The organism is Ancylobacter aquaticus (genome assembly GCF_004339465.1).
Lineage (GTDB): Bacteria > Pseudomonadota > Alphaproteobacteria > Rhizobiales > Xanthobacteraceae > Ancylobacter > Ancylobacter aquaticus.
Window position 1 is genome coordinate 1 of sequence record NZ_SMFY01000001.1, and the last position, 23,540, is coordinate 23,540.

25 protein-coding genes and 2 tRNA genes are annotated in these 23,540 nt (G+C 67.0%); 16 read left to right on the top strand and 11 right to left on the bottom strand.

Features of this window, described 5'->3' with window-relative positions:
- Positions 1-970, top strand: a 970-nt coding sequence (locus tag EV667_RS00005; RefSeq protein WP_131833303.1) for an outer membrane protein, incomplete at its 5' end; no start/stop codon positions are given.
- Between the two features lie 49 nt (positions 971-1,019).
- Here the strand turns inward: EV667_RS00005 and fghA are convergent.
- From fghA to EV667_RS00025, 4 genes are all read right to left on the bottom strand, one after another.
- Positions 1,020-1,856: an S-formylglutathione hydrolase gene (fghA, locus tag EV667_RS00010; RefSeq protein WP_207907649.1), complete on the bottom strand. Its 837-nt coding sequence runs from the start codon at positions 1,854-1,856 to the stop codon at positions 1,020-1,022.
- A gap of 11 nt (positions 1,857-1,867) precedes the next feature.
- Positions 1,868-2,995: an S-(hydroxymethyl)glutathione dehydrogenase/class III alcohol dehydrogenase gene (locus EV667_RS00015; protein ID WP_131833305.1), complete on the bottom strand. Its 1,128-nt coding sequence runs from the start codon at positions 2,993-2,995 to the stop codon at positions 1,868-1,870.
- Positions 2,996-3,022: 27 nt separating this feature from the next.
- A complete protein-coding gene (locus EV667_RS00020; protein WP_131833306.1) occupies positions 3,023-3,304 on the bottom strand; it encodes a metal-sensing transcriptional repressor in 282 nt (93 codons plus the stop codon).
- 228 nt (positions 3,305-3,532) lie between these two features.
- Complete coding sequence (locus tag EV667_RS00025) at positions 3,533-4,327, bottom strand: alpha/beta fold hydrolase (RefSeq protein WP_131833307.1); 795 nt, start codon at positions 4,325-4,327, stop codon at positions 3,533-3,535.
- A gap of 145 nt (positions 4,328-4,472) precedes the next feature.
- Here EV667_RS00025 and EV667_RS00030 point away from each other — a divergent pair, with 145 nt between their 5' ends.
- The 3 genes from EV667_RS00030 (at position 4,473) to cysN (ending at position 8,094) form a co-directional block, all read left to right on the top strand.
- Entirely contained in the window at positions 4,473-4,940 is a 468-nt protein-coding gene (locus tag EV667_RS00030) for a MarR family winged helix-turn-helix transcriptional regulator (RefSeq protein WP_131833308.1), read from the top strand.
- A 350-nt stretch (positions 4,941-5,290) separates the two neighbouring features.
- Positions 5,291-6,199 carry a sulfate adenylyltransferase subunit CysD gene (gene cysD, locus EV667_RS00035; protein ID WP_245515913.1) on the top strand — a complete coding sequence of 303 codons (909 nt, stop codon included), beginning with the start codon at positions 5,291-5,293 and terminating at the stop codon, positions 6,197-6,199.
- Positions 6,199-8,094, top strand: coding sequence for a sulfate adenylyltransferase subunit CysN (gene cysN, locus EV667_RS00040; protein WP_131833309.1), 1,896 nt, complete (start codon positions 6,199-6,201; stop codon positions 8,092-8,094). Before cysD ends, cysN begins: the two co-directional genes overlap by 1 nt.
- Positions 8,095-8,158: 64 nt before the next feature.
- Here the strand turns inward: cysN and EV667_RS00045 are convergent.
- From EV667_RS00045 to EV667_RS00055, 3 genes are all read right to left on the bottom strand, one after another.
- A tRNA-Leu gene (locus EV667_RS00045) sits at positions 8,159-8,244 on the bottom strand.
- A 136-nt stretch (positions 8,245-8,380) separates the two neighbouring features.
- Positions 8,381-8,845 carry a hypothetical protein gene (locus EV667_RS00050; protein WP_131833310.1) on the bottom strand — a complete coding sequence of 155 codons (465 nt, stop codon included), beginning with the start codon at positions 8,843-8,845 and terminating at the stop codon, positions 8,381-8,383.
- A gap of 43 nt (positions 8,846-8,888) precedes the next feature.
- Positions 8,889-9,233, bottom strand: coding sequence for a hypothetical protein (locus tag EV667_RS00055; RefSeq protein ID WP_245515914.1), 345 nt, complete (start codon positions 9,231-9,233; stop codon positions 8,889-8,891).
- A gap of 256 nt (positions 9,234-9,489) precedes the next feature.
- On the opposite strand from EV667_RS00055, the gene EV667_RS00060 reads away from it, so the two are divergent.
- Positions 9,490-9,813, top strand: coding sequence for a hypothetical protein (locus EV667_RS00060; protein ID WP_131833311.1), 324 nt, complete (start codon positions 9,490-9,492; stop codon positions 9,811-9,813).
- A 121-nt stretch (positions 9,814-9,934) separates the two neighbouring features.
- Here the strand turns inward: EV667_RS00060 and EV667_RS00065 are convergent, their stop codons facing one another.
- Positions 9,935-10,651 carry a L,D-transpeptidase family protein gene (locus EV667_RS00065; RefSeq protein WP_342636709.1) on the bottom strand — a complete coding sequence of 239 codons (717 nt, stop codon included), beginning with the start codon at positions 10,649-10,651 and terminating at the stop codon, positions 9,935-9,937.
- Positions 10,652-10,706: 55 nt separating this feature from the next.
- Here EV667_RS00065 and EV667_RS00070 point away from each other — a divergent pair, with 55 nt between their 5' ends.
- The 3 genes from EV667_RS00070 to arfB are packed head-to-tail and all read left to right on the top strand — an operon-like array spanning position 10,707 to position 12,346.
- On the top strand, positions 10,707-11,393 hold the full coding sequence (locus EV667_RS00070) for a response regulator transcription factor (protein WP_131833312.1): 687 nt from the start codon (positions 10,707-10,709) through the stop codon (positions 11,391-11,393).
- Positions 11,394-11,435: 42 nt separating this feature from the next.
- Entirely contained in the window at positions 11,436-11,921 is a 486-nt protein-coding gene (locus EV667_RS00075) for a cyclic nucleotide-binding domain-containing protein (protein WP_131833313.1), read from the top strand.
- Positions 11,918-12,346 (top strand): alternative ribosome rescue aminoacyl-tRNA hydrolase ArfB, encoded by a 429-nt coding sequence (gene arfB, locus EV667_RS00080; RefSeq protein WP_131833314.1) that lies wholly within the window; start codon positions 11,918-11,920, stop codon positions 12,344-12,346. The genes EV667_RS00075 and arfB overlap by 4 nt, the downstream gene beginning before the upstream one ends.
- A 19-nt stretch (positions 12,347-12,365) precedes the next feature.
- On the opposite strand, the gene EV667_RS00085 is transcribed toward arfB, so the two are convergent.
- Positions 12,366-12,614: a DUF1674 domain-containing protein gene (locus tag EV667_RS00085; protein WP_131833315.1), complete on the bottom strand. Its 249-nt coding sequence runs from the start codon at positions 12,612-12,614 to the stop codon at positions 12,366-12,368.
- Between the two features lie 164 nt (positions 12,615-12,778).
- Here EV667_RS00085 and htpX point away from each other — a divergent pair, with 164 nt between their 5' ends.
- The 5 genes from htpX (at position 12,779) to EV667_RS00110 (ending at position 17,385) form a co-directional block, all read left to right on the top strand.
- Positions 12,779-13,744 carry a zinc metalloprotease HtpX gene (gene htpX / locus EV667_RS00090; RefSeq protein WP_131833316.1) on the top strand — a complete coding sequence of 322 codons (966 nt, stop codon included), beginning with the start codon at positions 12,779-12,781 and terminating at the stop codon, positions 13,742-13,744.
- A gap of 131 nt (positions 13,745-13,875) precedes the next feature.
- Positions 13,876-13,951 (top strand) — tRNA-Thr (locus EV667_RS00095).
- Positions 13,952-14,211: 260 nt separating this feature from the next.
- A complete protein-coding gene (locus EV667_RS00100) occupies positions 14,212-15,249 on the top strand; it encodes a YeiH family protein (RefSeq protein WP_131833317.1) in 1,038 nt (345 codons plus the stop codon).
- Between the two features lie 22 nt (positions 15,250-15,271).
- A complete protein-coding gene (locus EV667_RS00105; protein ID WP_131833318.1) occupies positions 15,272-16,174 on the top strand; it encodes a LysR family transcriptional regulator in 903 nt (300 codons plus the stop codon).
- A 137-nt stretch (positions 16,175-16,311) separates the two neighbouring features.
- Positions 16,312-17,385 (top strand): acyltransferase family protein, encoded by a 1,074-nt coding sequence (locus EV667_RS00110; RefSeq protein ID WP_165901525.1) that lies wholly within the window; start codon positions 16,312-16,314, stop codon positions 17,383-17,385.
- A gap of 108 nt (positions 17,386-17,493) precedes the next feature.
- On the opposite strand, the gene EV667_RS00115 is transcribed toward EV667_RS00110, so the two are convergent.
- Complete coding sequence (locus EV667_RS00115) at positions 17,494-18,192, bottom strand: YggS family pyridoxal phosphate-dependent enzyme (RefSeq protein WP_131833320.1); 699 nt, start codon at positions 18,190-18,192, stop codon at positions 17,494-17,496.
- Positions 18,193-18,424: 232 nt separating this feature from the next.
- Between EV667_RS00115 and leuS the strand changes: the two genes are divergently transcribed.
- Genes leuS through holA form a run of 3 tightly spaced genes read left to right on the top strand, consistent with a single transcriptional unit; the run spans position 18,425 to position 22,621 of the window.
- Entirely contained in the window at positions 18,425-21,034 is a 2,610-nt protein-coding gene (leuS, locus tag EV667_RS00120; protein WP_131833321.1) for a leucine--tRNA ligase, read from the top strand.
- A gap of 13 nt (positions 21,035-21,047) precedes the next feature.
- Positions 21,048-21,587, top strand: coding sequence for an LPS assembly lipoprotein LptE (locus tag EV667_RS00125; RefSeq protein ID WP_131833322.1), 540 nt, complete (start codon positions 21,048-21,050; stop codon positions 21,585-21,587).
- 8 nt (positions 21,588-21,595) lie between these two features.
- A complete protein-coding gene (holA, locus tag EV667_RS00130) occupies positions 21,596-22,621 on the top strand; it encodes a DNA polymerase III subunit delta (protein ID WP_131833323.1) in 1,026 nt (341 codons plus the stop codon).
- 4 nt (positions 22,622-22,625) lie between these two features.
- On the opposite strand, the gene EV667_RS00135 is transcribed toward holA, so the two are convergent.
- Positions 22,626-23,537, bottom strand: coding sequence for a ParB/RepB/Spo0J family partition protein (locus EV667_RS00135; RefSeq protein WP_131833324.1), 912 nt, complete (start codon positions 23,535-23,537; stop codon positions 22,626-22,628).
- Positions 23,538-23,540 lie beyond the last annotated feature (3 nt).

Sequence of the window (23,540 nt, forward strand, 5' to 3'; positions counted from 1 at the left end):
CACCTATTATGTCGACGCGCTGAACAACACCGACATGCCCGCTCCGGGCCGCACCTTCATGGCGACGCTCACGGGCACCTTCGGGAGCGAAGAGCAGATTGCCCCGCTCCCCTTCCACCTGCGCGCGAATGGCGAACGGTGGACCGGCCTCTATGCCGGCGGGTCGGTCGGCTATGGCTTTGGTTCGGTCGACGGCACTATGACGCTGGCGGATGGCAGCTACGCCCCGCGCGCCTTCGCAGAATCAGCTGATGAAACCTTCAGCGGCGGAATCTGGGGCGGGCAGGTCGGCTATAGCTACCAGTTCGCCAACGGCTTCGTGATCGGCGCCGAAGCGGACTATCTTCATGCCGGCATGGGAAGTTCGAGTGTCCTTGGCGCCACCGAGGGGTCAGCCCTGATCGCCAATCGCATGCAGGAAGCCCAGACCGACTATTCTTTCGACTGGATGACGACCATCCGCGCGAAGGCCGGCTACGCACTTACCGACCAGTGGCTTGTCTACGGCACCGCCGGCGTGGCCTTTCTGCGCGAAACCGAGGAGCGGACACAGTACATCTCCAACTTCGCGGACGCGAACAATCCCGGCGGAACCCGGACGGAGATCAGCTTCTCCGAAACGGCCAGACAGACTCGGACCGGCTTCACCTTCGGCGCCGGTGCGGAATACGCCATCGACGACCGGTGGTCGGTCAAGGCCGAGTATTCCTTCGCCGGCTTCGATGCCGAGAGCTTCATGTTCTGGAAGGCGCGCTCCGGCGTGACTAAGACCTATTCGAAGCAGGTGGGCACCGCCTGGGTGGTGCGCAACCAGACCGCATGCGGCCTCCTCGGGGGTCGGTGGTGCGATCTGGTCGAGCGGCCGGTTTATGAGGACGTGATCGGCACTTCCACCATCGCCGATGGCCGCGACGCCTCGAACTCGGCGGCGTTCCAAGCGGTCAAGATCGGCCTCAACTACCGCTTTTGAGAACGAGGCGCGTCACCCCGCGCGAGGGGTGACGCCGGGCCGGTGCCCTTCAGCGGCGGAGCCGGGTCGCGTGCCAGGCGATGTGGTCCGCCATGAAGGTGGAGATGAAGAAATAGGAATGGTCGTAGCCCTCGCGCAGGGTGAGCGTGAGGGGGATGCCGGCCGCCTTGCAGGCGTCCGCCAGAAGCTGCGGCCGCAGGCCAGTCTCCAGGAAAGAATCGGCCGACCCTTGGTCGACCAGGAATTCCGGGAAGCGGCGTCCGTCCTCGATCAGCGCCACGGCGTCATAGGCCCGCCACTCGCTCTCATCCGCGCCGAGATATTTTTCCAGCGCCGGCCGCGACCAGTCCGCCGTCGAAGGCTGGACGATGGGCGCGAAAGCCGAGCAGCTCCTGAAGCGGTCAGGATGCTTCAGCGCGATGGTGAGCGCGCCGTGCCCGCCCATCGAATGGCCGAAGATTCCTTGCCGGCTCATATCCGCGGGAAACTCCTGCGCGACCAGCGCGGTGAGTTCCTCGACAATGTAGGAATACATCCGGTAATGCGTGGCATAGGGCGCCTGCGTGGCGTCGAGATAGAAGCCGGCGCCGGAGCCGAACTGCCAGTTCTCCGGCTCGTCGGGAACCTCGGCGCCGCGCGGAGAGGTGTCCGGCGCCACGATGATGACGCCATGGGCGGCAGCGGCGGCGCGGTATTCGCCCTTGTCCATCACATTGGCATGGGTGCAGGTGAGTCCCGACAGATACCACAGCACCGGCACGGGGCCCTCGACCGCCTGCGGCGGCACGAAGACGGCGAAGGTCATCGGCGTGCCGGTCACCGTCGAATCATGCCGATAGACGCCCTGCACGCCGCCATGCGATTTCGCGGTGCTGATCGTTTCCATCGTCGCGCCCATCAGTAGATCACCACGGAACGGATCGACTTGCCCTCATGCATGAGGTCGAAGGCGGTGTTGATTTCGTCGAGCGGCATGGTGTGGGTGATCAGGTCGTCGATGTTGATCTTGCCCTCCATGTACCAGTCGACGATCTTCGGCACGTCGGTGCGCCCGCGCGCGCCGCCAAAAGCCGAGCCGCGCCAGTTGCGCCCGGTGACGAGCTGGAACGGGCGAGTGGCGATTTCCGCCCCGGCCGGCGCCACGCCGATGACGATGGACGTGCCCCAGCCGCGATGGCAGGCTTCCAGCGCCTGGCGCATCACATTCACATTGCCGGTGCAGTCGAAGGTGAAGTCGGCGCCGCCATCGGTCAGGTCCTGGATCGCCTGCACCACCTTGTCGTTGCCGACCTCCAGCGGGTTGATGAAATCGGTCATGCCGAATTTCTTGGCCATCTCGACCTTGGCCGGGTTGATGTCGACGCCGATGATCTTGTCGGCGCCGACCATGCGGGCGCCCTGGATCACGTTGAGGCCGATGCCGCCGAGGCCGAACACCACCACGTTAGCGCCCGGCCAGACCTTGCCGGTATAGACCACCGCGCCGATGCCGGTGGTGACGCCGCAGCCGATGTAGCAGATCTTGTCGAAGGGCGCGTCCTCGCGCACCTTGGCGAGCGCGATCTCCGGCAGCACGGTGAAGTTGGAGAAGGTCGAGCAGCCCATATAGTGGAAGATCTCACTGCCCCGGCCGCCCACCGCCTCGCAGGAAAAGCGAGAGGTGCGGTCGGGCATCAGGCCCTGCCCCTGCGTGGCGCGGATCGAGGTGCACAGGTTCGAGCGCTGCGACAGGCAGGTTTTGCAGCTGCGGCATTCCGGCGTGTAGAGCGGGATGACGTGATCACCGACCTTGAGCGACGAAACGCCGGCGCCGAGCTCGCGCACGATGCCCGCGCCCTCGTGGCCGAGAATGGCGGGGAACTTGCCCTCGGAATCCAGCCCGTCCAGCGTGTAGGCATCCGTGTGGCACACGCCGGTCGCCATGATCTCGACCAGCACCTCGCCGGGCCGGGGCCCGCCGATCTCGATGGTCTCGATGGTCAGCGGCTTCTTGGCTTCCCAGGCGACGGCGGCGCGCGATTTCATGGATTTTCCCTCTTGGATCTGGTGCAGCTATTTCAGATAGGTGCGTAGAATTTTCATGGTCGCGTCGAGACCGTCGGTCGCGGGCGGCGCGGCGGCGTCCACGCTCGCATGCTCGAAGGTTTCGCGCAGGTGGATGTCGAGCACCTCGGCCATCAGCCCGCCGGCGGCGCCGCGAAGCGCCGAGATCTGCTGGAGCAGCAGGTTGCAGTCCGACCCCGCCTCGATCGCGCGCTCCAGCGCTTCGGCCTGGCCCTTGATGCGCCGCAGCCGTGTCAGGGCACGCTTCTTGTCATCGGGCGAATGAGGCATCCGGGCACCACGCGTTCCGCGTGCGCACGCGGCTCGGAGTTTCAGTATACTGGAGGGAGTATCCACGCAAGGCCGGCCACTACGTTACCGCCCTCGCGCGACGGCCTGAAACGGCGACGGCAGGCGACGCCAAAAACGCCACCTGCCAGCCTTTCCACACGCCGCTTTCCGGCCGCCTCTTTCCGCTTGCCACGCGGCGCAGCCCGCGCGCCGCGCCTTGCCGGCACCTCACCGGGCGGCGGCGCTGGCACTCCTCGCGGCCTTGTCGATCACGTCGGCGACGGCCTTGGGCTGGGTCATGAATACGGCGTGGCTGGCCGGAACCTGCGTGACCTCGGCACCGATGCGCTTGGCCATGTGCTGAAGCATGCGCTGATCAAAGGCCTTGTCGTCGGTGGCGATCACCGCCCAGCTCGGCTTGCTGCGCCAGGCCGCCTGCGTCAGCCTAGTGCCGAACGACGCCATGGCAATCGGCACCTGCGAATCGCGCATGAAGGCGGCATCGGCGTCGCTGGTGTCGGCAGCGAAGCCCGCCTTGAAGTCCGACGGCTTCACATAGGCGAAGCCATCTTCATGGATGTCGAGAACAAATTCGGGCGGGGTGACGAAGCCCTCATATTGCTGGGCCGTGGTTTCGCCGGCGTCAGGGGAAAGGGCGGAGACATAGACGAGGCCCGCCACCTTGGGGTCGACGCCAGCTTCAGTGATGACCGTGCCGCCCCAGCTGTGGCCGACCAGAATCGTCGGGCCGTCCTGCCGGGCCAGCGCGCGCTTCGTGGCGGCGACATCATCCTCCAGCGAGGTGAGCGGGTTCTGCACGATGGTGACGCGGTAGCCGCGTTGCGTCAGCTGGTCATACACGCCGCGCCAGCCGGAACCGTCGGCGAAGGCGCCGTGCACAAGCACCACATTGCGGACCGGCTGCGACGCCGGAATCCCCTCGGCGGCGAGCGAAACGGCGGCGGAGGACAGGCTGGCGGCGGCGGCCACTGTGGCCAGGAGGCTGCGGGTCTTGGTGTTCATCGTCTTGCTCCGTGTCTGATACGCGATAACTGTTATCGCAATATCGGTTAGGTAGTTGATCCCCGCACGCCTGTCCAGCATATTCGTTATCGCGATATTCTTTTTTGCGCCCGTGCGGCTATATGAGGTGGCAAAGGAGCCCATGATGACCGTGAAAGCCAACCCGCCCGTGCCGCTGGACGACCAGCTCTGCTACACCATCTATTCCGCTGCTATGGCGATCCAGCGCGTCTACAAGCCCCTGCTCGACCAACTCGGCCTGACCTATCCGCAATATCTCGTGCTCAACGTGCTCTGGCGGGAGGACGGGCTGACGGTGGGCGGCATCGCCGAGAAGCTGGCGCTGGAATCGAGCACGCTGACGCCCTTGCTCAAGCGGCTCGAAGCGGCCGGGCACCTGCACCGGACGCGCAACCCCGACAATGAACGCCAGGTCGTCGTCGCCCTCACCGATAAGGGGCGCGCGCTGAAGGCGCAGGCGGGCTGCCTTGGCGATGCGCTGCTCGGCGCCTCCGGGCAGAGCCCGGCCCATCTCGGCGCCATGAACCGAGACATAAGAGAGCTGCGCGATGCGCTCTATACCCGGCTCGGCGGCTGGACCGCACCGAGCTGACGCGCTGCCGCAGAGAACACATTGGCTCTCCCTGTGGACGGGCGCCGGGCGAATAGGGCAAAGGCATTCTGGGAAAAATATTTCATCACGACATTTTTCTGGGATTTTTTGGCCTTACCAGTTGTTGCCTGTGAGATATTGACCCTGCCCCTCCGCCGGTCTAGGAACGGTCGCGTGAGATTTGTCTCGGCACGATCATCCGGCACGTGTTCTGCGCCTTGCTGCGAGATGCAGCGCAGGCAACGTTCCCGTCGCCGGAGGGGCGCGACCCCGCCGGCGCGCCGTGAGGGAAGAATCGTCATCCAAACACCGCACCGGGCAGCGGAAGTCTCAAGAGATAGGCGGGTTTGATGTCGTCAGAACGGATGACGCACCTGAGGCGTCTGGAAGCGGAATCCATCTTCATCATGCGGGAGGTGGCTGCGGAGTTCCGCAACCCGGTGATGCTGTATTCGATCGGCAAGGACTCCGCCGTCATGCTGCATCTCGCGGCCAAGGCGTTCTATCCCGCGCCCCCGCCCTTTCCGCTGATGCACATAGATACCACGTGGAAATTCCGCGAGATGATCGCCTTTCGCGACGCCATGGCGGCACGGCTCGGTTTCAAGCTTCTCGTTCATACGAACCAGGACGGCCTCGCAAAAGGCATCAACCCGTTCGACCACGGCTCGTCGCTCTACACTCATGTAATGAAAACCGAGGCCCTCAAGGAAGCGCTGACGCTGCACGGGTTCGATGCCGCCTTTGGCGGTGCGCGGCGCGATGAAGAGAAGAGCCGGGCCAAGGAGCGCGTGTTTTCCTTCCGCACCGCCAATCATGGCTGGGACCCGAAGAGCCAGCGGCCCGAGCTTTGGAACCTCTACAATGCCCGCGTCCGGCCGGGCGAATCGATCCGGGTGTTTCCGCTCTCCAACTGGACCGAGCTCGACATCTGGCAATATATCCTCGCCGAGAACATCCCGATCGTGCCGCTCTACCTCGCCGCCGATCGGCCGGTGGTGGAGCGCGACGGCCAGCTGATCATGGTGGACGATGCCCGCCTGCCGCTGGCGCCCGGCGAGGTCCCTCAGATGAAGCGGGTGCGCTTCCGCACGCTGGGCTGCTATCCGCTCACCGCCGCCATCGAGAGCGACGCCGACACGCTGGAAGCCATTGTCGGCGAAATGCTTCTGGCACGCACGTCGGAGCGCGCAGGCCGCCTCATCGACCATGACGAGGCCGCCTCGATGGAAAAGAAGAAGCGCGAGGGGTATTTCTGATGAACGAGGCGATCGCCCCCGTCAGCACCGCCGATTATCTCGCCCGCCACGAGGCCAAGGGCCTGCTGCGCTTCCTGACCTGCGGCAGCGTGGATGACGGAAAATCCACGCTTATCGGCCGGCTGCTCTACGACACCAAGCTACTGTTCGAGGACCAGCTGGCGACACTGGCCGCCGATTCGCGCAAGCACGGCACCGCCGGCGACGACCTCGACTTTGCGCTGCTGGTCGACGGGCTGGCCGCCGAGCGCGAACAGGGCATCACCATCGACGTCGCCTATCGCTTCTTCGCCACCGAGCGGCGCAAATTCATCGTGGCCGACACGCCCGGCCATGAGCAGTACACCCGCAACATGGCGACCGGCGCCTCCAATTCCGACGTGGCGGTGATCCTGGTCGATGCCCGCAAGGGCATTCTCACCCAGACCCGGCGCCATTCCTTCATCGTCTCGCTGCTGGGGCTGAAGGACGTGGTGCTGGCGGTGAACAAGATCGACCTGATGGACTATTCCCAGTCCGTGTTCGACCAGATCGTTGCCGACTATCGCGCCTTCGCCGCGGAGTTTGGTTTCCGGACCCTCGTGCCGATTCCAATCTCCGCCCGCCACGGCGACAATGTCATTGGCCGCAGCGCCAACACGCCCTGGTATGACGGCCCTTCCCTGCTGGACCATCTCGACACGCTGGAGGTGGAAAGCGGGGCAATGACGCGCCCGTTCCGCCTGCCGGTGCAATGGGTCAACCGTCCCAACCTGAATTTCCGTGGCTTCTCCGGCACGGTGGCCTCCGGCACGGTGCGGGTCGGCGAGACGGTGGTCATCGCGGGCTCGGGGGCGACCTCGCGGGTCGCCTCGATCGTCACCGCCGATGGCGAGCTGCCGCACGCCGGTGCGGGCCAGGCCGTGACCCTTACCCTGGAGGACGAGATCGACGCCTCCCGTGGCGACGTGATCGCGGCGGCGGACGCGCGGCCGGATGTTTCCGACCAGTTCGCCGCGCACCTCATCTGGATGCACGAGGATTCGCTCCTGCCCGGCCGCCCCTATCTGATGAAGATCGGAACGCGCACCGTCGTCATGTCGGTGACGGAGATCAAGCACCGCATCGACGTGAACAGCTTCCAGAAGCTCGCCGCCAAGACGCTGGCGCTGAACGATGTGGCGGTGGTCAACATCGCCACCCACGACCCCATCGCCCTGGATCGCTTTACCGAAATTCCCCAGACCGGCGCCTTCATCGTCATCGACCGCATGACCAACCAGACGGTGGGTGCCGGCATGGTCGATTTCGGCCTGCGGCGGGCGACCAATGTGCATTGGCAGGCGCTCGACGTCTCCAAGGCCAGCCGGTCCGGGCTGAAGCTGCAAAAGCCGGCCGTCCTGTGGTTCACGGGCCTGTCGGGCGCGGGCAAGTCCACCATTGCCAACCTCGTCGAGAAGCGCCTCAACGCGCTGGGCCGGCACACCTACCTGCTCGACGGCGACAATGTCCGCCACGGCCTGAACAAGGATCTCGGCTTCACCGATGCCGACCGCGTGGAGAACATCCGCCGTGTGGCCGAGGTGGCCGGGCTGATGGTGGATGCGGGGCTGATCGTTCTCGTGTCCTTCATCTCGCCGTTCCGGGCCGAGCGACAGATGGCGCGCGAACGGCTGGAAACGGGCGAGTTCGTCGAAATCTTCGTCGACACCCCGCTGGAGGTGGCCGAGGAGCGCGACGTGAAGGGGCTGTACAAGCGGGCCCGCGCCGGGCTGATCCAGAACTTCACCGGGATCGACAGCCCCTACGAGCCCCCGCTCGACCCGGAGATCACGATAGAAAGCGGCGCCCTCGCCGCAGAGGCGGCGGCCGAGCACATCTTCGCGTTTCTGCTGGACAAGGGTTATCTCAGCTGAGCGGCCCCGGCGCCCCGAAGGCGGGGCGTCATCGTCCGGAGGCTTCGTGTTCGGAGATCGGGGCTGGTGCGGGCGGTCGGACTCGAACCGACACTCTGTCACCAGAAACGGATTTTGAGTCCGTCGCGTCTACCATTCCGCCACGCCCGCACGGTGCGGTTCTCTATAACGAAATGAATCGCCCCGCCAAGTGAAAAGCCGGCGCATGAAGCCGGAAGTTTATCCTCGGAACGGACCCGTGGCGATCAACGTCACGGGTGCGCCCGATGGAATGCAGCCGCCCGGTTCACTCGGCCGGCTTGCAGGTGCCGAAGGCGGTCAGCACCTTGCCGCCGGCCAGCGTGGTCAGCGTCGCCTCGGGCTTGGACGGCGAGAGCTCGATCGCCCAGGCGGCCATGTTGTCATTGCCGTCGAGGATCAGCGTGTCGCCATCGCCGATCACGCTCTGGATCGAGCTGATATGCGGCACGTTGTCGTCCGACACGCTGGCGATGATCTGCTCGCCGAAATGGATGAGGAAACGCGCCGGCAGGTCGATCGTGCCAAGTTCCGTCGAGGGCGCGCAGCCAGAGGCTTCGCAGACGAACACCTTCTCGAAGGAACAGGTAATCGGAGCGGGCAGCGTGTCCACCGCCGGGGCGGGCGGCGGCACGGCGGCGGAAGGCCCGGAGGCCGCGCCGGAGGAATCCTGTGCCTGCGCGGCGGCGAGGCCGAGGATCAGGCAAAGCGCGGTAGCGGCCGTCTTCAGCATGGGAGTGCCCTGTGCGTGTCCGGAAGGAACGGAACGATGCGTCTCAATAGACCGGCGTGCGGCACGGCGGATAAGGCGGCGCGCCACAATAGCCCGGGCCGTAGGCAGGACGCGGCGGGGGCGGGTAATAGGCCGGCGGGGGCGGCGGAGGCGGCGCGTAATAATAGGTTTTCGGCTGGTTCGCGGCGGACGTCACCACCGAGCCGATGAGTGCTCCGGCCACCAGACCGCCGATCAGCGCCCCGGTCGAATTGCTTGCCTGGGCGGGCGGGCTCACCGCCAGCAGAGGCAGGGCGATGGCGATGGCCAGCGCCAGCCGCATCGTCCATCCCAGGACATTGGTGCCCAACACCTTCATGTTCAGCACCTGCGTGTCCAAGACTTTCATGCCGAAGACTTTCATGTCCGACCTCTGCGATTCGCTGGCGTGACTATCGCGCGCGCCATGGCGCGCGGCAAGGGAAACGGCAAGGGAAACGATACGGCAAAGCGGGAGGTTCGGGGCCCGTGTTCGCCGGCCTTGCCACCGCGAAGCCTCGATTGTGTCGCACCGTGAAAACGGTTGGCGAACCAATCCACCGTTACCGCGTTGAGTCGAGCCCAGAGCCCGTCTCGGCGTCCGGGTGGAGATAGTGGAGGACGAAATGCACAGACGAGGCTTCCTGCTCGGTCTCGCCAGCGTTTTGGCGGGCGCCAGCGCTGTGGGCGCGCTGCTCTCGCCGGCTCAGGCGACGGTACTGGGCCAGATCAAGGGTGTCGCCCCTGAAGGGCTCCCCGATATCGACGCTGCCGACGCCGAAACCGCCGGCCATACGCCGGACGGGACTGAGGTCGAGACCACCCAATGGGGACCTCCCGGTCCGCGACCGGGACGCCGCCACCGTCGGCGTCGGCGCAGACGGGTGTGCGCCGTGCGTCGTGACCGCTGGGGCCGGCCGGTGCGCCGTTGCTGGTATGTCTACCGCTAGGACCTGATCTAGCCAGATTTGCGCGAAAGGCGGCCGCGACCGGATGTGTTTCCGTCGCGGCCGTTCAGTTCGTGGGCCGATAGCGTCGCGACATCGGGGTCCGAATGTCGCGCTCGGCACACTAGATGATCTCGATGACCGTCGCTTGGTTGAGGCGCGCCAGCAGCCGGCGCAGATCAGCCGGGCGGAAGGCGACGCAGCCCGCCGTCGGCTCGAAGGCGCCCCGGGCGATGTGCATAAAAACGGCGGAACCGCGCCAGGCACGGCGGGGGCAGCTATTGTAGTCAAGCACCACGACCAGATCGTAAAGCCCGTCTTCTCGCCACATCTCCTCGTGCGAGGCACCCACCGGCAGCCTTACCAGGCAATTGTAACGGCCGTCGCGGGGATCGTCGCACCAGCCGTCCCCACGACGGGTACGCAGCGCGGGCAGGCCGGTAATGGGGCGCGGAACGCGATCGGCCCGGTAGCGAACCTCGCGCGCATGCCAGATTCCCCTCGGCGTGGCGCCGTCGCCCTCGCGTTTGTCCGCGCGGATGCCGGCCCGCCCCAGCGCGACGGGAACCGCGCGGCCATCGAGTATGAGCCATCCATGCTGGCGGGCCTGACCGGCCGGGCGCAGGACGACTCGAAGGCGGGAGGCAAAGCGTGATTTCCCGTGCGTTTCTGTACGAAGGGTCTTCTTCTTCACGCCATTTCCGTTCACGATCACGTCACGAAGCGGCAGCACCTTCGTCTCGCAAGGGCGCAACGCTTGCCGAATGCCCTTCGCCTGCCTACTCGGGACATACGGCATTTCACTCCAGCCTTGCGTGAGAGTGGACGCGCGAGGCGCCATGAACAAGGGCTTCGGCCAGCGGCCACTCGGGAACGCAGATATTCGGGAAAGCGATATGGCGAACGCTCTGCGAGTTTTGGTGGTCGACGACGACAAGGATCTGCGCGAGGCGCTGGTCGAGCAGCTCTCGCTCTATGACGAGTTCGAGGTGGTTTCCGTCGACAGCGCGACGGCCGCCATCAGCGAGGTGGAGACGACGCGGGTCGATCTCATGCTGATGGATGTCGGCCTTCCGGACAAGGACGGTCGCGAGGCGGTGCGCGTGATGCGGCAGAACGGCTTCAAGGCGCCGGTCATCATGCTTACCGGCCACGATACCGACAGCGACACGATCATGGGGCTGGAAGCCGGCGCCAATGACTATGTCGCCAAGCCCTTCCGCTTCGCCGTGCTGCTCGCCCGCATCCGGGCACAGATGCGCTCGCATGAGGCGAGCGAGGATGCGGTCTTCACCATCGGCCCCTATACGTTCCGGCCCGGTGCCAAGATGCTGGTGACAGAACGCAACTCCAAGATTCGCCTCACCGAGAAGGAAACGGCCATACTTCGCTACCTCTACCGGGCTGGAAAAAAGCCGGTGGCGCGCGAAATACTGCTGCAGGAAGTCTGGGGCTATAATTCGGGCGTGACGACTCATACCCTTGAGACGCATATATATCGCCTGCGCCAGAAGATTGAGAAGGACCCGTCCCACCCCAGCCTGCTTGCCACCGAGGCTGGGGGGTACAAATTGCTGCCCTGACAGGCCGATTGATTCGTCCTGCCTTGGAGTTTCGCCCGCCGAATGTCCATCGAGGACGACATCGCCTTTCTGGAACGTGTGCCGACGCTCGCATTGATGGGGCGTGAGGCTTTGCGCGTTATCGCCATCAGCGTCGAGCATTTCGCGCTGGCGCGTGGGCAGGTGCTTTTCCACGAGGGGGAGCCGGCCGATTGCGCCTATGTGGTGCAGGACGGCAGCCTGCGGGTCGCGCCGGACGACCCGCACCTGGCGGCGCGGCCGGGCCAGAGCGCCCGCGTCGGCGAAGGGGCGCTGATCGGCGAGATGGCGCTGCTGACCGAGACGCGGCGGCCCGCCACCGCCACCGCGCTGGAGCCGGCGGAGGTCCTGCGCATCCCCCGCAACGTGTTCCTGCGCACGCTGGAAAGCTACCCCGACGCCGCCCGCGAGCTGACGCAGCGGCTGAGCGAGCGGGTGTCGGCGACGCTGGCCGATCTCGACCGGGTGCGCGAGCGGCTGGAGGCGATCGAGGACGCGCGGCGGCCATGATTCCGGTCACGCCACGGATTTGGCTGGACGAGGACGAGATCGAGGAAACCTTCGTCCGGGCCTCCGGTCCCGGCGGCCAGAACGTCAATAAAGTGTCGAGCGCGGTGCAGCTGCGCTTCGACGTGCGCGGCTCCAAGACCCTGGCCGATCACGTCAAGGAGCGCCTGTCCCGGCTCGCGGGGCGGCGCCTTACCAAGGATGGCGTGCTCGTCCTAGTGGCCCAGCGCTACCGGACGCAGGAGCAGAATCGCGCCGATGCGCTGGCCCGGCTGGTGGAGCTGGTGCGCGAGGCGGCGATCGTGCCGATCACCCGGCGCCCGACCCGCCCGACATTGGGCTCGAAGATCCGCCGGCTGGAGGGCAAGGCCAAGCGCGCCGGCGTCAAATCGCTGCGCCGCGACCGGCCCGGCGGGCCTGACGAGTAGGCGCTACGAGATTGACCCCTCAGAAATCGGTCGCGATTCCCTTCACTTCCCAGTCGCCATAGCGCACCGGCTCAGGTCCGTTGCGGCCGTCGATCTCCTTCGGGGAGGCAAGCGGGGCGGCGGCGGCGCGACGGGCGGCGGCCTCGGCCAGCGCCCGCTCGGCGGCTGGAGAGAGCGGCCGGTGCGGGGCCGGTGCATCGCTGGGGCCGGACGGGCCCGCGAGGGAAACGGTCGGATCGGCGGGCACGCGGGGATCGCTCTGGCTCATGCGCCATTGGAACCACCCGCTGCGCGCCCGCGTCAAGCCTCCCGCGCAAGCCACCGCCCTCGCCGCCCCGCCAGCGCGCCGCGAGCGCAATCTTGCGCGGCCGGGCGGCGCTTCCCATTTCCATGCCGGACCTGCCGTAAGGTGCGGCGCGTGACGAGGGACAGATGAACTATTTCCGTACGGCGATCCTGCTCGCGGGCATGACGGCGCTGTTCATGGGCGTCGGCTTCATGATCGGCGGCCAGGGCGGCATGATGATCGCGCTGCTGGTCGCGGCCGGCATGAATGTGTTCAGCTACTGGAATTCCGACCGCATGGTGCTGTCCATGTACGGCGCCCGCGAGGTCGACCGTGCCAGCGCGCCGGATTATTACGGGATGGTGGAAGAGCTCGCCGCCCGGGCGCAGCTGCCCATGCCGCGCGTCTACATCATGGACAACCCGCAGCCCAATGCCTTCGCCACCGGCCGCAACCCGCAAAATGCGGCCGTGGCCGCCACCACGGGACTGCTCAATTCGCTGTCGCGCGAGGAAGTCGCCGGCGTCATGGCGCATGAACTGGCGCATGTGAAGAACTACGACACGCTGACCATGACAATCACCGCCACGCTGGCGGGCGCCATTTCGATGCTGGCGAACTTCGCCATGATCTTCGGCGGAAACCGCAACAACAACAGCGGCTTCGGCATCATCGGCACCATCGCCATGATGATCCTCGCCCCGCTCGCCGCCATGGTGGTGCAGATGGCGGTGTCGCGCTCGCGCGAATATGAGGCCGACAAGCTGGGCGCCCAGATCTGCGGCCAACCGATGTGGCTGGCCTCGGCGCTGGCGAAGATTTCCAATGCCGCGCACCAGGTGCCGAACATGCCGGCCGAGCACAACCCGGCCACCGCCCACATGTTCATCATCAACCCGCTGTCGGGCGAGCGGATGGACAGCCTGTTCTCCACTCACCCCGCCACCGAGAACCGCATCGCCGCGCTCCAGGCGCTGGCGCAGCAGATGGACGCGAGCGGTTATGCTCCGGCTTCGCCCGCCGCCGGCCGGCACGCCCCGGCAGCCGAAGCGCGCCCCTCCGGCAATGTGTGGGGGCGGGCCAAGGGGCCGCGCCGGGGACCCTGGGGCTGAGCGCGACCCGTCTCAGGGCATGAGCGCCCGTCGTGCGGGACGGGCTGACTCATTTTCGCCGGCCCTGCGCGCGCATCCGCTCGCCGCGCCGCTTGAAAAAGCCGCGCTTCGCAGCTATCAGAGCCGCGCGTGCCGCTTTAGCTCAGTTGGTAGAGCATCGCATTCGTAATGCGGAGGTCGTCAGTTCGAGTCTGACAAGCGGCACCATTTCTCCGCCCCGGCATCAACAGCCCGGCCGGCCCTCTCCGCAGAATCTTCATCTGGCCCACGCCCTCATCCCCGCGTTTGATCGGGGGACCCAGCCTCCCTACGTCCTCCTGGCCTGAAGGCTGGGGTGGCCGGGTCGAGCACGGCCCGCCGGGAAAGTCCCACCATCCAATTATATCGAACGATTTATGCGATATAATACGCTGGATCGAACGATCATCCCCTGCGATTACAAGATTTGTCGCGAGGGGAGACGCAACATGGTCGCGCATATCGACACCGCCGAGGCGCCCCGGCCGGCTTGGGTCCGCCATGGCGCGATCCTGCCGGGCCTCGCGCTGACGGCCGGCATTGCCGGGCTCGCCTTCGCCCTGCGCCAGCTGCCCATGGTCGGCGTGCTGAGCCCGATGATCCTCGCCATCATGATCGGCATCGGCTTCCACAACCTCATCGGCACGCCGGTGCGCGCCAAGCCCGGCGTCGCCTTCGCCATGCGGCGCATCCTGCGCGCGGCCATCGTGCTGCTGGGGCTGCAGCTCACCGCCGCGCAGATCGCCGAAGTGGGCGCCGCCGGCCTCGCGGTGATCGCCCTGGCACTGGTATCGACCTTCCTGTTCACCACCTGGCTCGGCCGGCTGATGGGGGTGGAGCGGGGGCTTGCCCAGCTCATCGCCGCCGGCACCTCGATCTGCGGCGCCTCGGCGGTGATAGCCACCAATACGGTAACGCGCGCGCCGGACGAAGATGTCGCCTACGCGGTGGCCTGCGTCACCGTCTTCGGCTCGGTGGCGATGTTCCTCTATCCGCTGCTCCCCGTGGTGCTCGGCCTCTCGCCGCATGCCTATGGGCTATGGGCCGGCGCCTCGATCCACGAAATCGCCCAAGTGGTGGCCGCCGCCTATCAGGGCGGGCCGGCAGCCGGCGAATTCGGCACCATCGCCAAGCTCTCGCGGGTGATGATGCTGGCGCCGATGGTGATCGGGCTTGGCCTGATGGCGGCCCGCCATGCCCGCCGGAACGGCCGCGATTCCGGCCGCGCCCGCCCACCCATGCCCTGGTTCGTGCTCGGCTTCCTCGCCATGGTGGGGTTGAACAGCCTCATCACCCTGCCCACCGAGGTGAAGGCGGCGCTGGTGCTGGCAACGACCTTCATGCTCTCCATGGCGCTGGCGGCGATGGGGCTAGAAACCGACATCGCCAAGCTGCGCGCCAAGGGGCTGCGACCGTTTCTTCTCGGCTTCGCCGCGTTCGTCTTCATCGCCCTGTTCAGCCTCGCTCTGGTAAAGATGTTCGCCTGAGCAAGGCCGAGGACGACGGTGGATGACCCTGGAGCAGCTGCGCATCTTCGTTGCGGTAGCCGAGCGCGAGCACATCACGCAGGCGGCGAGGGATATCCACCTCACCCCCTCGGCGACCAGTGCCGCAGTCGCGGCGCTGGAGGCGCGCCACGCGACACGCCTGTTCGACCGCGTCGGCCGGGGCATCGTGCTCACTGAGGCGGGGCGGCTGTTCCTGCCTGAGGCGCGCGCCGTGCTCGCCCGCGCCAGCGCCGCCGAGAAGGTGCTGGCCGATCTCGCCGGGCTGGTGCATGGAGCGCTGGCACTGGCCGGAAGCCAGACGGTGGCCAATTACTGGCTGCCGCCGCTGATCGAGCGCTATCGCGGACGCTACCCCGGCGTGGCGGTCAGCCTCGTCATCGGCAATACGGACTTCGTCGCCGCTCTTGTGCAGGAAGGCGCCGCTGATCTCGGCTTCATCGAGGGTGATGTCGAGGCGCCCGTTCTGGTGGCGGCGCCGGTCGCCGCCGACGAGATGGTGCTGGTGGCGCCCGTGACGCATCCCTGGCACTGGCGCCCTCCCACCTCCACGGCCGAGCTGGCGGAAGGCCCCTGGGTGCTTCGCGAGCCGGGCTCGGGCACGCGCGCCATTTTTGAATCCTATCTCCAGGCGGCGGGCATCGCGCACGGCGCGCTGCGTGTCGTGCTGGAATACCCTTCCAACGAGGCGGTCCGGGCGGCGGTGGAAGCGGGAAGCGGCGTCACGGTGATCTCCCGCCGGGTGGTCGAGGGCTCCATCAGGGCCGGCACGATGGCGCTGATCGACTACCCCCTGCCGTCGCGCCCTTTTCTGTCGCTGCGCCATCGCGAACGCTACGCCACCAAGGCGGCAGAGGCCTTTCTCGACCTGGCAGCGGCCCCGGCGGTGCGCGAAAACATCGGCTGAAGGCGCAAGGCCCGGGCCGGCAAAATGTCGCCACCCCGCACAGTTCGGCGTGGCGCCGCCTCGCGGGTCGAGGCACAATGAAGGCGCGGCGACCGTCGGTTCGGGAAGCGGATCGCGCGGGGCGGGGGCACGAGGAATTGAGCGCGCAGGAACGCAGTGAAACCGCCGACCGGCGCGAGGTCCGCATCGAAATCGTCGACGTGCTGCGCGGCATCGCGGCAACCGCCGTCGTCGTACAGCACGTGGCGGAATCCTCGGGCCTGCCGGGGCTGTGGTACCTGCTGGAACTGGCGCCCGGCGTGTTCGGCGTCGTGCTGTTCTTCCTGATCAGCGGCTTCGTCATTCCGCTCTCCGTCCGGGGAGCCTCCGACTGGCAGGCCTTCGCGCTGCGGCGGGTGTTCCGTATCTATCCGCTCACCCTGTTCGCCTTTGCCCTGCTGGCGACGCTGATGATGCTCGGCGTCATCCCGTCCGCCGCGTCGAGCTCCTTTTATGTTTGGCTGATGAACCTGCTTCTGTTGCAGGATTTCGCCAGGGTTCCCGCCCTGCTCGGCGTCACCTGGACGCTGCCCATCGAGTTCGCCTGGTATGGCCTGTTCGGGCTCAGCTTCTTCCTGCTGGGGCGCCGGGGCCTGCGGCTTCTGAGCCTTGCCTATCCCCTCGGCATGGTCGTGTTAATTGTGTTCTCGCTGCTGCTGGAGATCCGCCTGCCCTTCGGCAGGATCGGCATGCTCTACGCCGCCGTCATCGGCATGCAGTGCTACCGATTTGCCGGAGGGGAGATCGGGCGCCGCGAGATTCTCCTGTCGGGCGCCGTTTTCATGGCGCTCATGCTGGTGGCGAACTGGGTGGCCTTCGGGCATTTCTCCCACCCGGCCATCCAGCTTCACCACGCCGTCCTGCCCTGGGTGCTGGCCCCGCTTGTGTTCTTCGTCGCGCTGTTTCGCGTCCGTTTGTCGTCGCCGGGCTCCCGGTTCGAGCAGTTTCTGCTGCTGCTCGGCCGGATCAGCTTTTCGGTCTATCTGCTGCATCCCATCGTCATGGGGATCGTTCACCCCTATGTCGACGGCGTGGCCTTCATCCTCGCAGTGTGCGTGCTGACGGTGCCGCTGGCGTGGCTGAGCTTCATCGCGATCGAGAAGCCCGGCATCGAGATGGGACGGGCGCTGGTGCACCGGCGCCGGCGTCGGCTGGCCGCGAGCGGTGCCTAGAGCCCGTTCCGATCAGATCGAATCACCTGATCGAGGAGAAAGTGCTCTTTAATCAATAAGCTGGAGCATTCCTTGTCGCGAAGTCTGTCAACTTTCGCGGAAAATGCTCTAGCGGCCGCCGAAAATGGCGCTGCCGACCCGCACATGGGTCGCCCCCAGCGTGATGGCGGTCTCGAAATCGCCGCTCATGCCCATGGAGAGGGTTTTCAGCCCATGGCGGGCGGCGATCTTGGCCAGCAGGGCGAAATGCGGCGCGGCCGGCTCGTCGGCGGGGGGGATGCACATCAGCCCCTCGATCGCCAGCCCGTGGACCTCGCGGCACGTACCGAGGAAGGCGTCGATCTCGCCTGGCGCAACGCCCGCCTTCTGCGGCTCCTCCCCGGTATTGACCTGGACCAGCAGGCGCGGCGCCGGCGGGGCGCCCTCGCGCCGCAGCTCCTTCGCCAGCGCCGCGGCGAGCGAGGGGCGGTCCAGCGTCTGGATGACATCGAACAAGGCAAGCGCCTCACGCACCTTGTTGGTCTGCAGCGGGCCGATCAGATGGAGTTCAAGATCGGGATGGGAAGCGCGCAGCGCCGGCCATTTCGCCGCCGATTCCTGAACCCGGTTCTCGCCGAACAGCCTCTGGCCGGCGTCGATGACCGGGGCGATGTGCTCCGGCCCGAATGTTTTTGAGACCGCGATCAGCTGGACCGAGGCAGGATCGCGCTCGCTGTCGCGGCAGGCCTGCGCGATGCGTTCGCGCACCTGCGCGAGACGCGCGGTGACGTCGTGCGCAGTGACGTCATCGGTCCGGTCCGGCTCCATCGTTCCCTCCTCGTGATCCCGCCGCCCTCGATACGCCAATCGTGCCCGCGCGGGAATGTGAGCGTGGGGGAAAAGCGCCGCATTGCCGGTCCGGGGCCTGCGCTTCCCCGCAATGCAGCGAAAAGGTTGACCGGGAACCCGAGTTGGTGCCTAGTCCGGCGCCATCCGTGAACCTTTTTCCTGAGGGTTTGCGCCCTTTTTTCCGATGTTTGCCGATCCAAGAAGCCTGTCCATGAGCACCGAGCGCTACAATGCCCGCGAGGCCGAGCCCCGCTGGCAGAAGATCTGGGACGAACGCGGCATCTACCGCACCCGCAACGACGATCCGCGTCCCAAATACTACGTGCTCGAAATGTTTCCCTACCCGTCGGGGCGCATCCATATCGGCCATGGCCGCAACTATGTGATGGGCGACGTGGTGGCGCGCTTCAAGCGCATGAAGGGCTTCAATGTCCTCCACCCCATGGGGTGGGACGCGTTCGGCCTGCCGGCGGAAAACGCCGCGATCGAGCGCAAGACCCATCCGGGCAAGTGGACCTACGAGAACATCGCCACCATGCGCGAGCAGCTCAAGCTGCTCGGCCTCTCGCTCGACTGGTCGCGCGAGATCGCCACCTGCGATCCCTCCTATTATGGCGAGCAGCAGCGCATCTTCCTCGAATTCCTCAAGGGCGGCTTCGCCTATCGGCGCGAGAGCGAGGTCAACTGGGACCCGGTCGACAACACCGTGCTCGCCAATGAGCAGGTGATCGACGGGCGCGGCTGGCGTTCCGGCGCGTTGGTGGAACGGCGCAAGCTGGCGCAGTGGTTCTTCCGCATCTCCGATGCCTCCGAGGAGTTGCTGGCCGGGCTCGACACGCTGGAGCGCTGGCCGGACAAGGTGCGCCTGATGCAGCGCAACTGGATCGGCCGCTCCGAGGGCCTCCATGTGCGTTTCGTGGTCGATCACGCGCCGGAAAGTTTGCCGCAGGAGATCAAGGTCTACACGACCCGCCCGGACACGCTGTTCGGCGCCTCTTTCCTCGCACTCTCGCCCGGCCATCCGCTGACCGAGCAACTTGCGGCGGCACACCCGGCGCTCACCACCTTCGTCGAGGAATGCCGACGCGGCGGCACCTCCACCGCCGAGATCGAGACCCAGGAGAAGATGGGCTTCGACACCGGGCTGAAGGTGCGTCATCCGCTCGGCGGGCCGGACCTGCCGGTCTATGTCGCCAATTTCGTGCTGATGGACTACGGCACCGGCGCCATTTTCGGCTGCCCGGCGCATGACCAGCGCGACCACGATTTCGCCAGCAAATACGGCCTGCCGATCACCCCTGTCGTGCTGCCGGCCGATGTCGACCCGGCCAGTTTCTCGGTGGCCGAGGCGCCCTATGAGGGCGAGGGCACGCTGTTCAACTCCCGCTTCCTCGACGGGCTCACCGTGCCGGCGGCGAAGGAGAAGGTGGCGCTGACGCTGGAGAACCAGATTCTCGGCGACGCTACGGTGGGCGAGCGAGCCGTGAACTACCGGCTGCGCGACTGGGGCATTTCGCGCCAGCGCTATTGGGGCTGCCCGATCCCGATCATCCATTGCGACACGTGTGGCCCGGTCCCCGTCCCGGAGGACCAACTGCCCGTGCGGCTGCCCGAGGACGTGACCTTCGACCAGCCGGGCAACCCGCTGGACCGCCACCCCACATGGAAGCATGTGAACTGCCCGGCTTGCGGGACGCCCGCCCGGCGCGAAACCGACACCATGGACACGTTCGTCGATTCGTCCTGGTACTTCGCGCGCTTTGCCGCCGAACCCGGCACCGCGCCGCTGCAGAAGGGCGCCGCCGACAAATGGCTGCCGGTGGACCAGTATATTGGCGGAATCGAGCACGCGATCCTGCACCTGCTCTATTCGCGCTTCTTCATCCGCACGCTGAAAAAGCTTGGCCGGGTCTCGGTGGCAGAGCCCTTCGCCGGACTGTTCACCCAAGGCATGATCGTCCACGAAACCTATAAGGACGCGGAAGGACGCTGGCTCTTCCCCGAGGAGGTCGAGCGCGACGGCGAGGGCCGGCCGGTGAAAGTGGGCACGGGCGAGCCCGTCACCATCGGTGCGCCGGAGAAGATGTCGAAATCCAAGCGCAACGTGGTGCCGCCGGAAATCGTTGCCGACACCTATGGCGTCGACTGCGCCCGCTGGTTCATGCTCGCCGACACCCCGCCCGAACGCGACAGCGAATGGACCAGCGCCGGCATCGAAGGGGCCTGGCGCTTCGTCCAGCGGATCTGGCGATTGGTCGGCGAAGCGGTGGCACTGGCCCCCGACGCCGTGGCGCGCCCGGCTGATTTCGGAACCGAATCGATGGCGCTGCGCCGCGCCGCCCACAGGCTGGCGGCTCAGGTGGCGGACGATATCGAGCGGCTGCGCTTCAATGTCGCCGTGGCGCGGGTGCATGCCTTCGCCAATGTATTCGCCGACGTGCTCGCCGACGCCCGCAAGGGTGAGGTCGGGACCGACATGGCCTTCGCGCTGCGGGAAGCCGCGACCTTTCTGGCCGCCGTGGTAGCGCCCATGGTGCCGCATCTGGCCGAGGAATGCGGGCAGGTTCTGGCCGGTGACGGGCTGATGGCCGAGGCCGGCTGGCCGGAGGTCGAGGCCGATCTGCTGGTCGAGGACAGTGTTACGCTGCCGATTCAAATCAATGGCAAGCGGCGCGGCGAGATCGTGGTGGGCAGGAATGCCAGCCCCGCCGAGGTCGAGAAGGCGGTGCTCGCCCTCGACCTGATCGCGCAGGCACTCGACGGGCGCGCCCCGAAGCGTATCATCGTCGTGCCGCAAAGGATTGTGAATGTCGTCGCCTGACCGGAGGAACACGATGCCCGCACGCCGCCGTCTGCTCGGTCTCGCCGGGGCGGGACTGCTTGCCCTTTCTGCGGCCGGCTGCTTCCAGCCCATGTATGCCGAGACGACCCCCGGTCAGGGCTCGGTGCTCCAGGAGAGTTTCAGCCAGATCGAGGTGGTGTTCTCCGCCGGCCGGGTCGGCGACGAGGTGCGCAACGACCTGATCTTCGCGCTGACCGGCGGTGCGGGAAATCCGGCTGGCGCGCCCTATCGCCTGATCCTGGATGTCCGCAGCGAAACGGCTGAGGCCTCCGTCGTCAGCCCGCTCACCGGTTTGCCGGAAGTGGAAATCGTCTCGGTCGACGTCAAATGGCAGCTTTATGAGGCCGGCAATACCAAGACGCCGCTGCGCATAGGCCAAGCCAGCGGCAAGGCCTCGCTGGACAGCGGCTATCAGCGCTTCGCCCGCGCCCGCGCGATTCGCGACGCGGAGAACCGTTCCGCGTCGGTGGCCGCCGAGACGATCAAGAGCCAGCTCGCCTCCTATTTCCTGACCCGTGCTCCCAGGAGCTGAGGCCGTCCATGGTCGCTGTCCGGCCGGGCGATGTCGAGGCGACGCTGAGCCGCCTCGACCCGCTGCGCCCCGTCGTCCTGTTGTTCGGTCCTGATAGCGGGCTGGTGCGCGAGCGCGCCCGCGCCTATCTCGCGCGCGCCAGCGCCGGCTCGAACGACCCGTTCGGCATTGTCCGGCTCGACGGCGACGAGATTTCCGGCGACCCCGGCCGGCTGGTCGACGAGGCCGGAACGATGGCGCTGTTCGGCGGCCGGCGGGTAGTCTCGCTCCGGGTCGGCTCGCGCAACGTGATTCCGGCGGTCGAAGCGTTGCTGGCGTCGCCACCGGAACAGGCCATCATCGTCATCGAGGCCGGCGATCTCAAGCGCGGCATGGGCCTGCGGGCGCTGTGCGAGGCCTCGCCGCACGCCCTCGCCATCGCCTGCTACGCCGACACGGAGCGCGACCTCGCCCGTCTCGTCGACACCATGATGGCGGAGGCCGGCATGGCGCTGGACCGCGACGCGCGCGGCGAGCTGCTGGCGCTGCTCGGCGGCGACCGCATGGCCTCGCGCGGCGAAATCGCCAAGCTGCTGATCTACGCCACAGGCGAGCCCCGCATCACCAGCGCCCATGTGCGCGCCATTGTCGGCGACGCCTCCAGCCTGGCGCTGGACGAGATCGCCGACGCCACCTTCGCCGGCCAGCCGGCTGAGATGGCGAGCGCCTTCGCCAAGGCGACCGGCGAGGGCATGCGGGCCGATATCGTGCTGGGCGCGGTGTGTCGCACGGCGCAAGCGCTGCACCAGATGCGGCTCGTCATCGAGGCTGGCGGCAGTGTCGAGCGCACGGTGGAAGGCGCGCGGCCGGCGATCCATTTCCGGCGCAAGCCGTTCATCGAGAAGGCACTGCGCGGCTGGACCGTCGCCCGGCTGGAGACCGCACTGTTCGCGCTCGACGACGCGCTGCTCGCCGCCCGGCGCAACGCGGCGCTGGGCCCGGCGATCGCCGAGCGGGCCCTGCTGCAGGTGGCCGGTCAGGCGAAACGGGGCTGAGCCCTCAGATTCCCGCCAGCCGCCGGCAGACCTCGTCCAGTTGGTCCAGCGAGGAGTAGCGGATGCGGATTTCGCCCGCCTCGCCATCATGCTTCAGCGTCACGGCGAGGCCGAGTTCGTCGGAAAGCCGGCGCTGCAGCGCGGCCGTGTCCGCGTCGAGCGCGGGGTGAAGCTTGGCCTTCTTCGGCGGCTTGCCGGCAGCTTCCGCCTTGGCGACATTGAGCTCCTGCGCCAGCGCCTCGATGGCGCGCACGTTCATGCCCTGGGCGACGATGGCCTGCGCCAGCGCCTCGGGGTCGTCCTGGGTGAGCAGCGCCCGCGCATGGCCGGCCGAGAGGCGGCCATCGGCGAGGAACTGCTTCACCGTCTCCGGCAGGCGCAGCAGCCGCATCGTGTTGGCAACATGGCTGCGGCTCTTGCCGATCACCCGGGCCAGGTCGTTCTGCGAATAGTTGAACTGGTCGGCCAGCGACTGATATCCGGCCGCCTCTTCCAGCGGGTTGAGATCGGCCCGCTGCACGTTCTCGATGATGGCGATTTCGAGCGCCTCGCGGTCGTCGACTTCGACAACGACGATCGGCACCTCATGGATGCCGGCGCGCTGGGCGGCACGCCAGCGGCGCTCACCGGCGACGATCTCATAGGCCTCGCGCTCGCCGGCGACCTGGCGCACGACGATGGGCTGGATGATGCCGCGCTCGCGGATGGAGGCGGCGAGATCGTCGAGATCGCCCTCGGCAAAACTGCGACGCGGATTGCGCGGATTGGGCCGCAGGAAGGCGAGCGGCACTTTGCGGGCACCGCCACCGATACGACCACGGTCATTGGCCGCGCCGCTGTCCTCGCCCATGTCGCCGATCAGCGCCGCAAGGCCGCGCCCGAGCCGCGAGCGTCCGCCGTCTTCCGCCATGGCCATCGC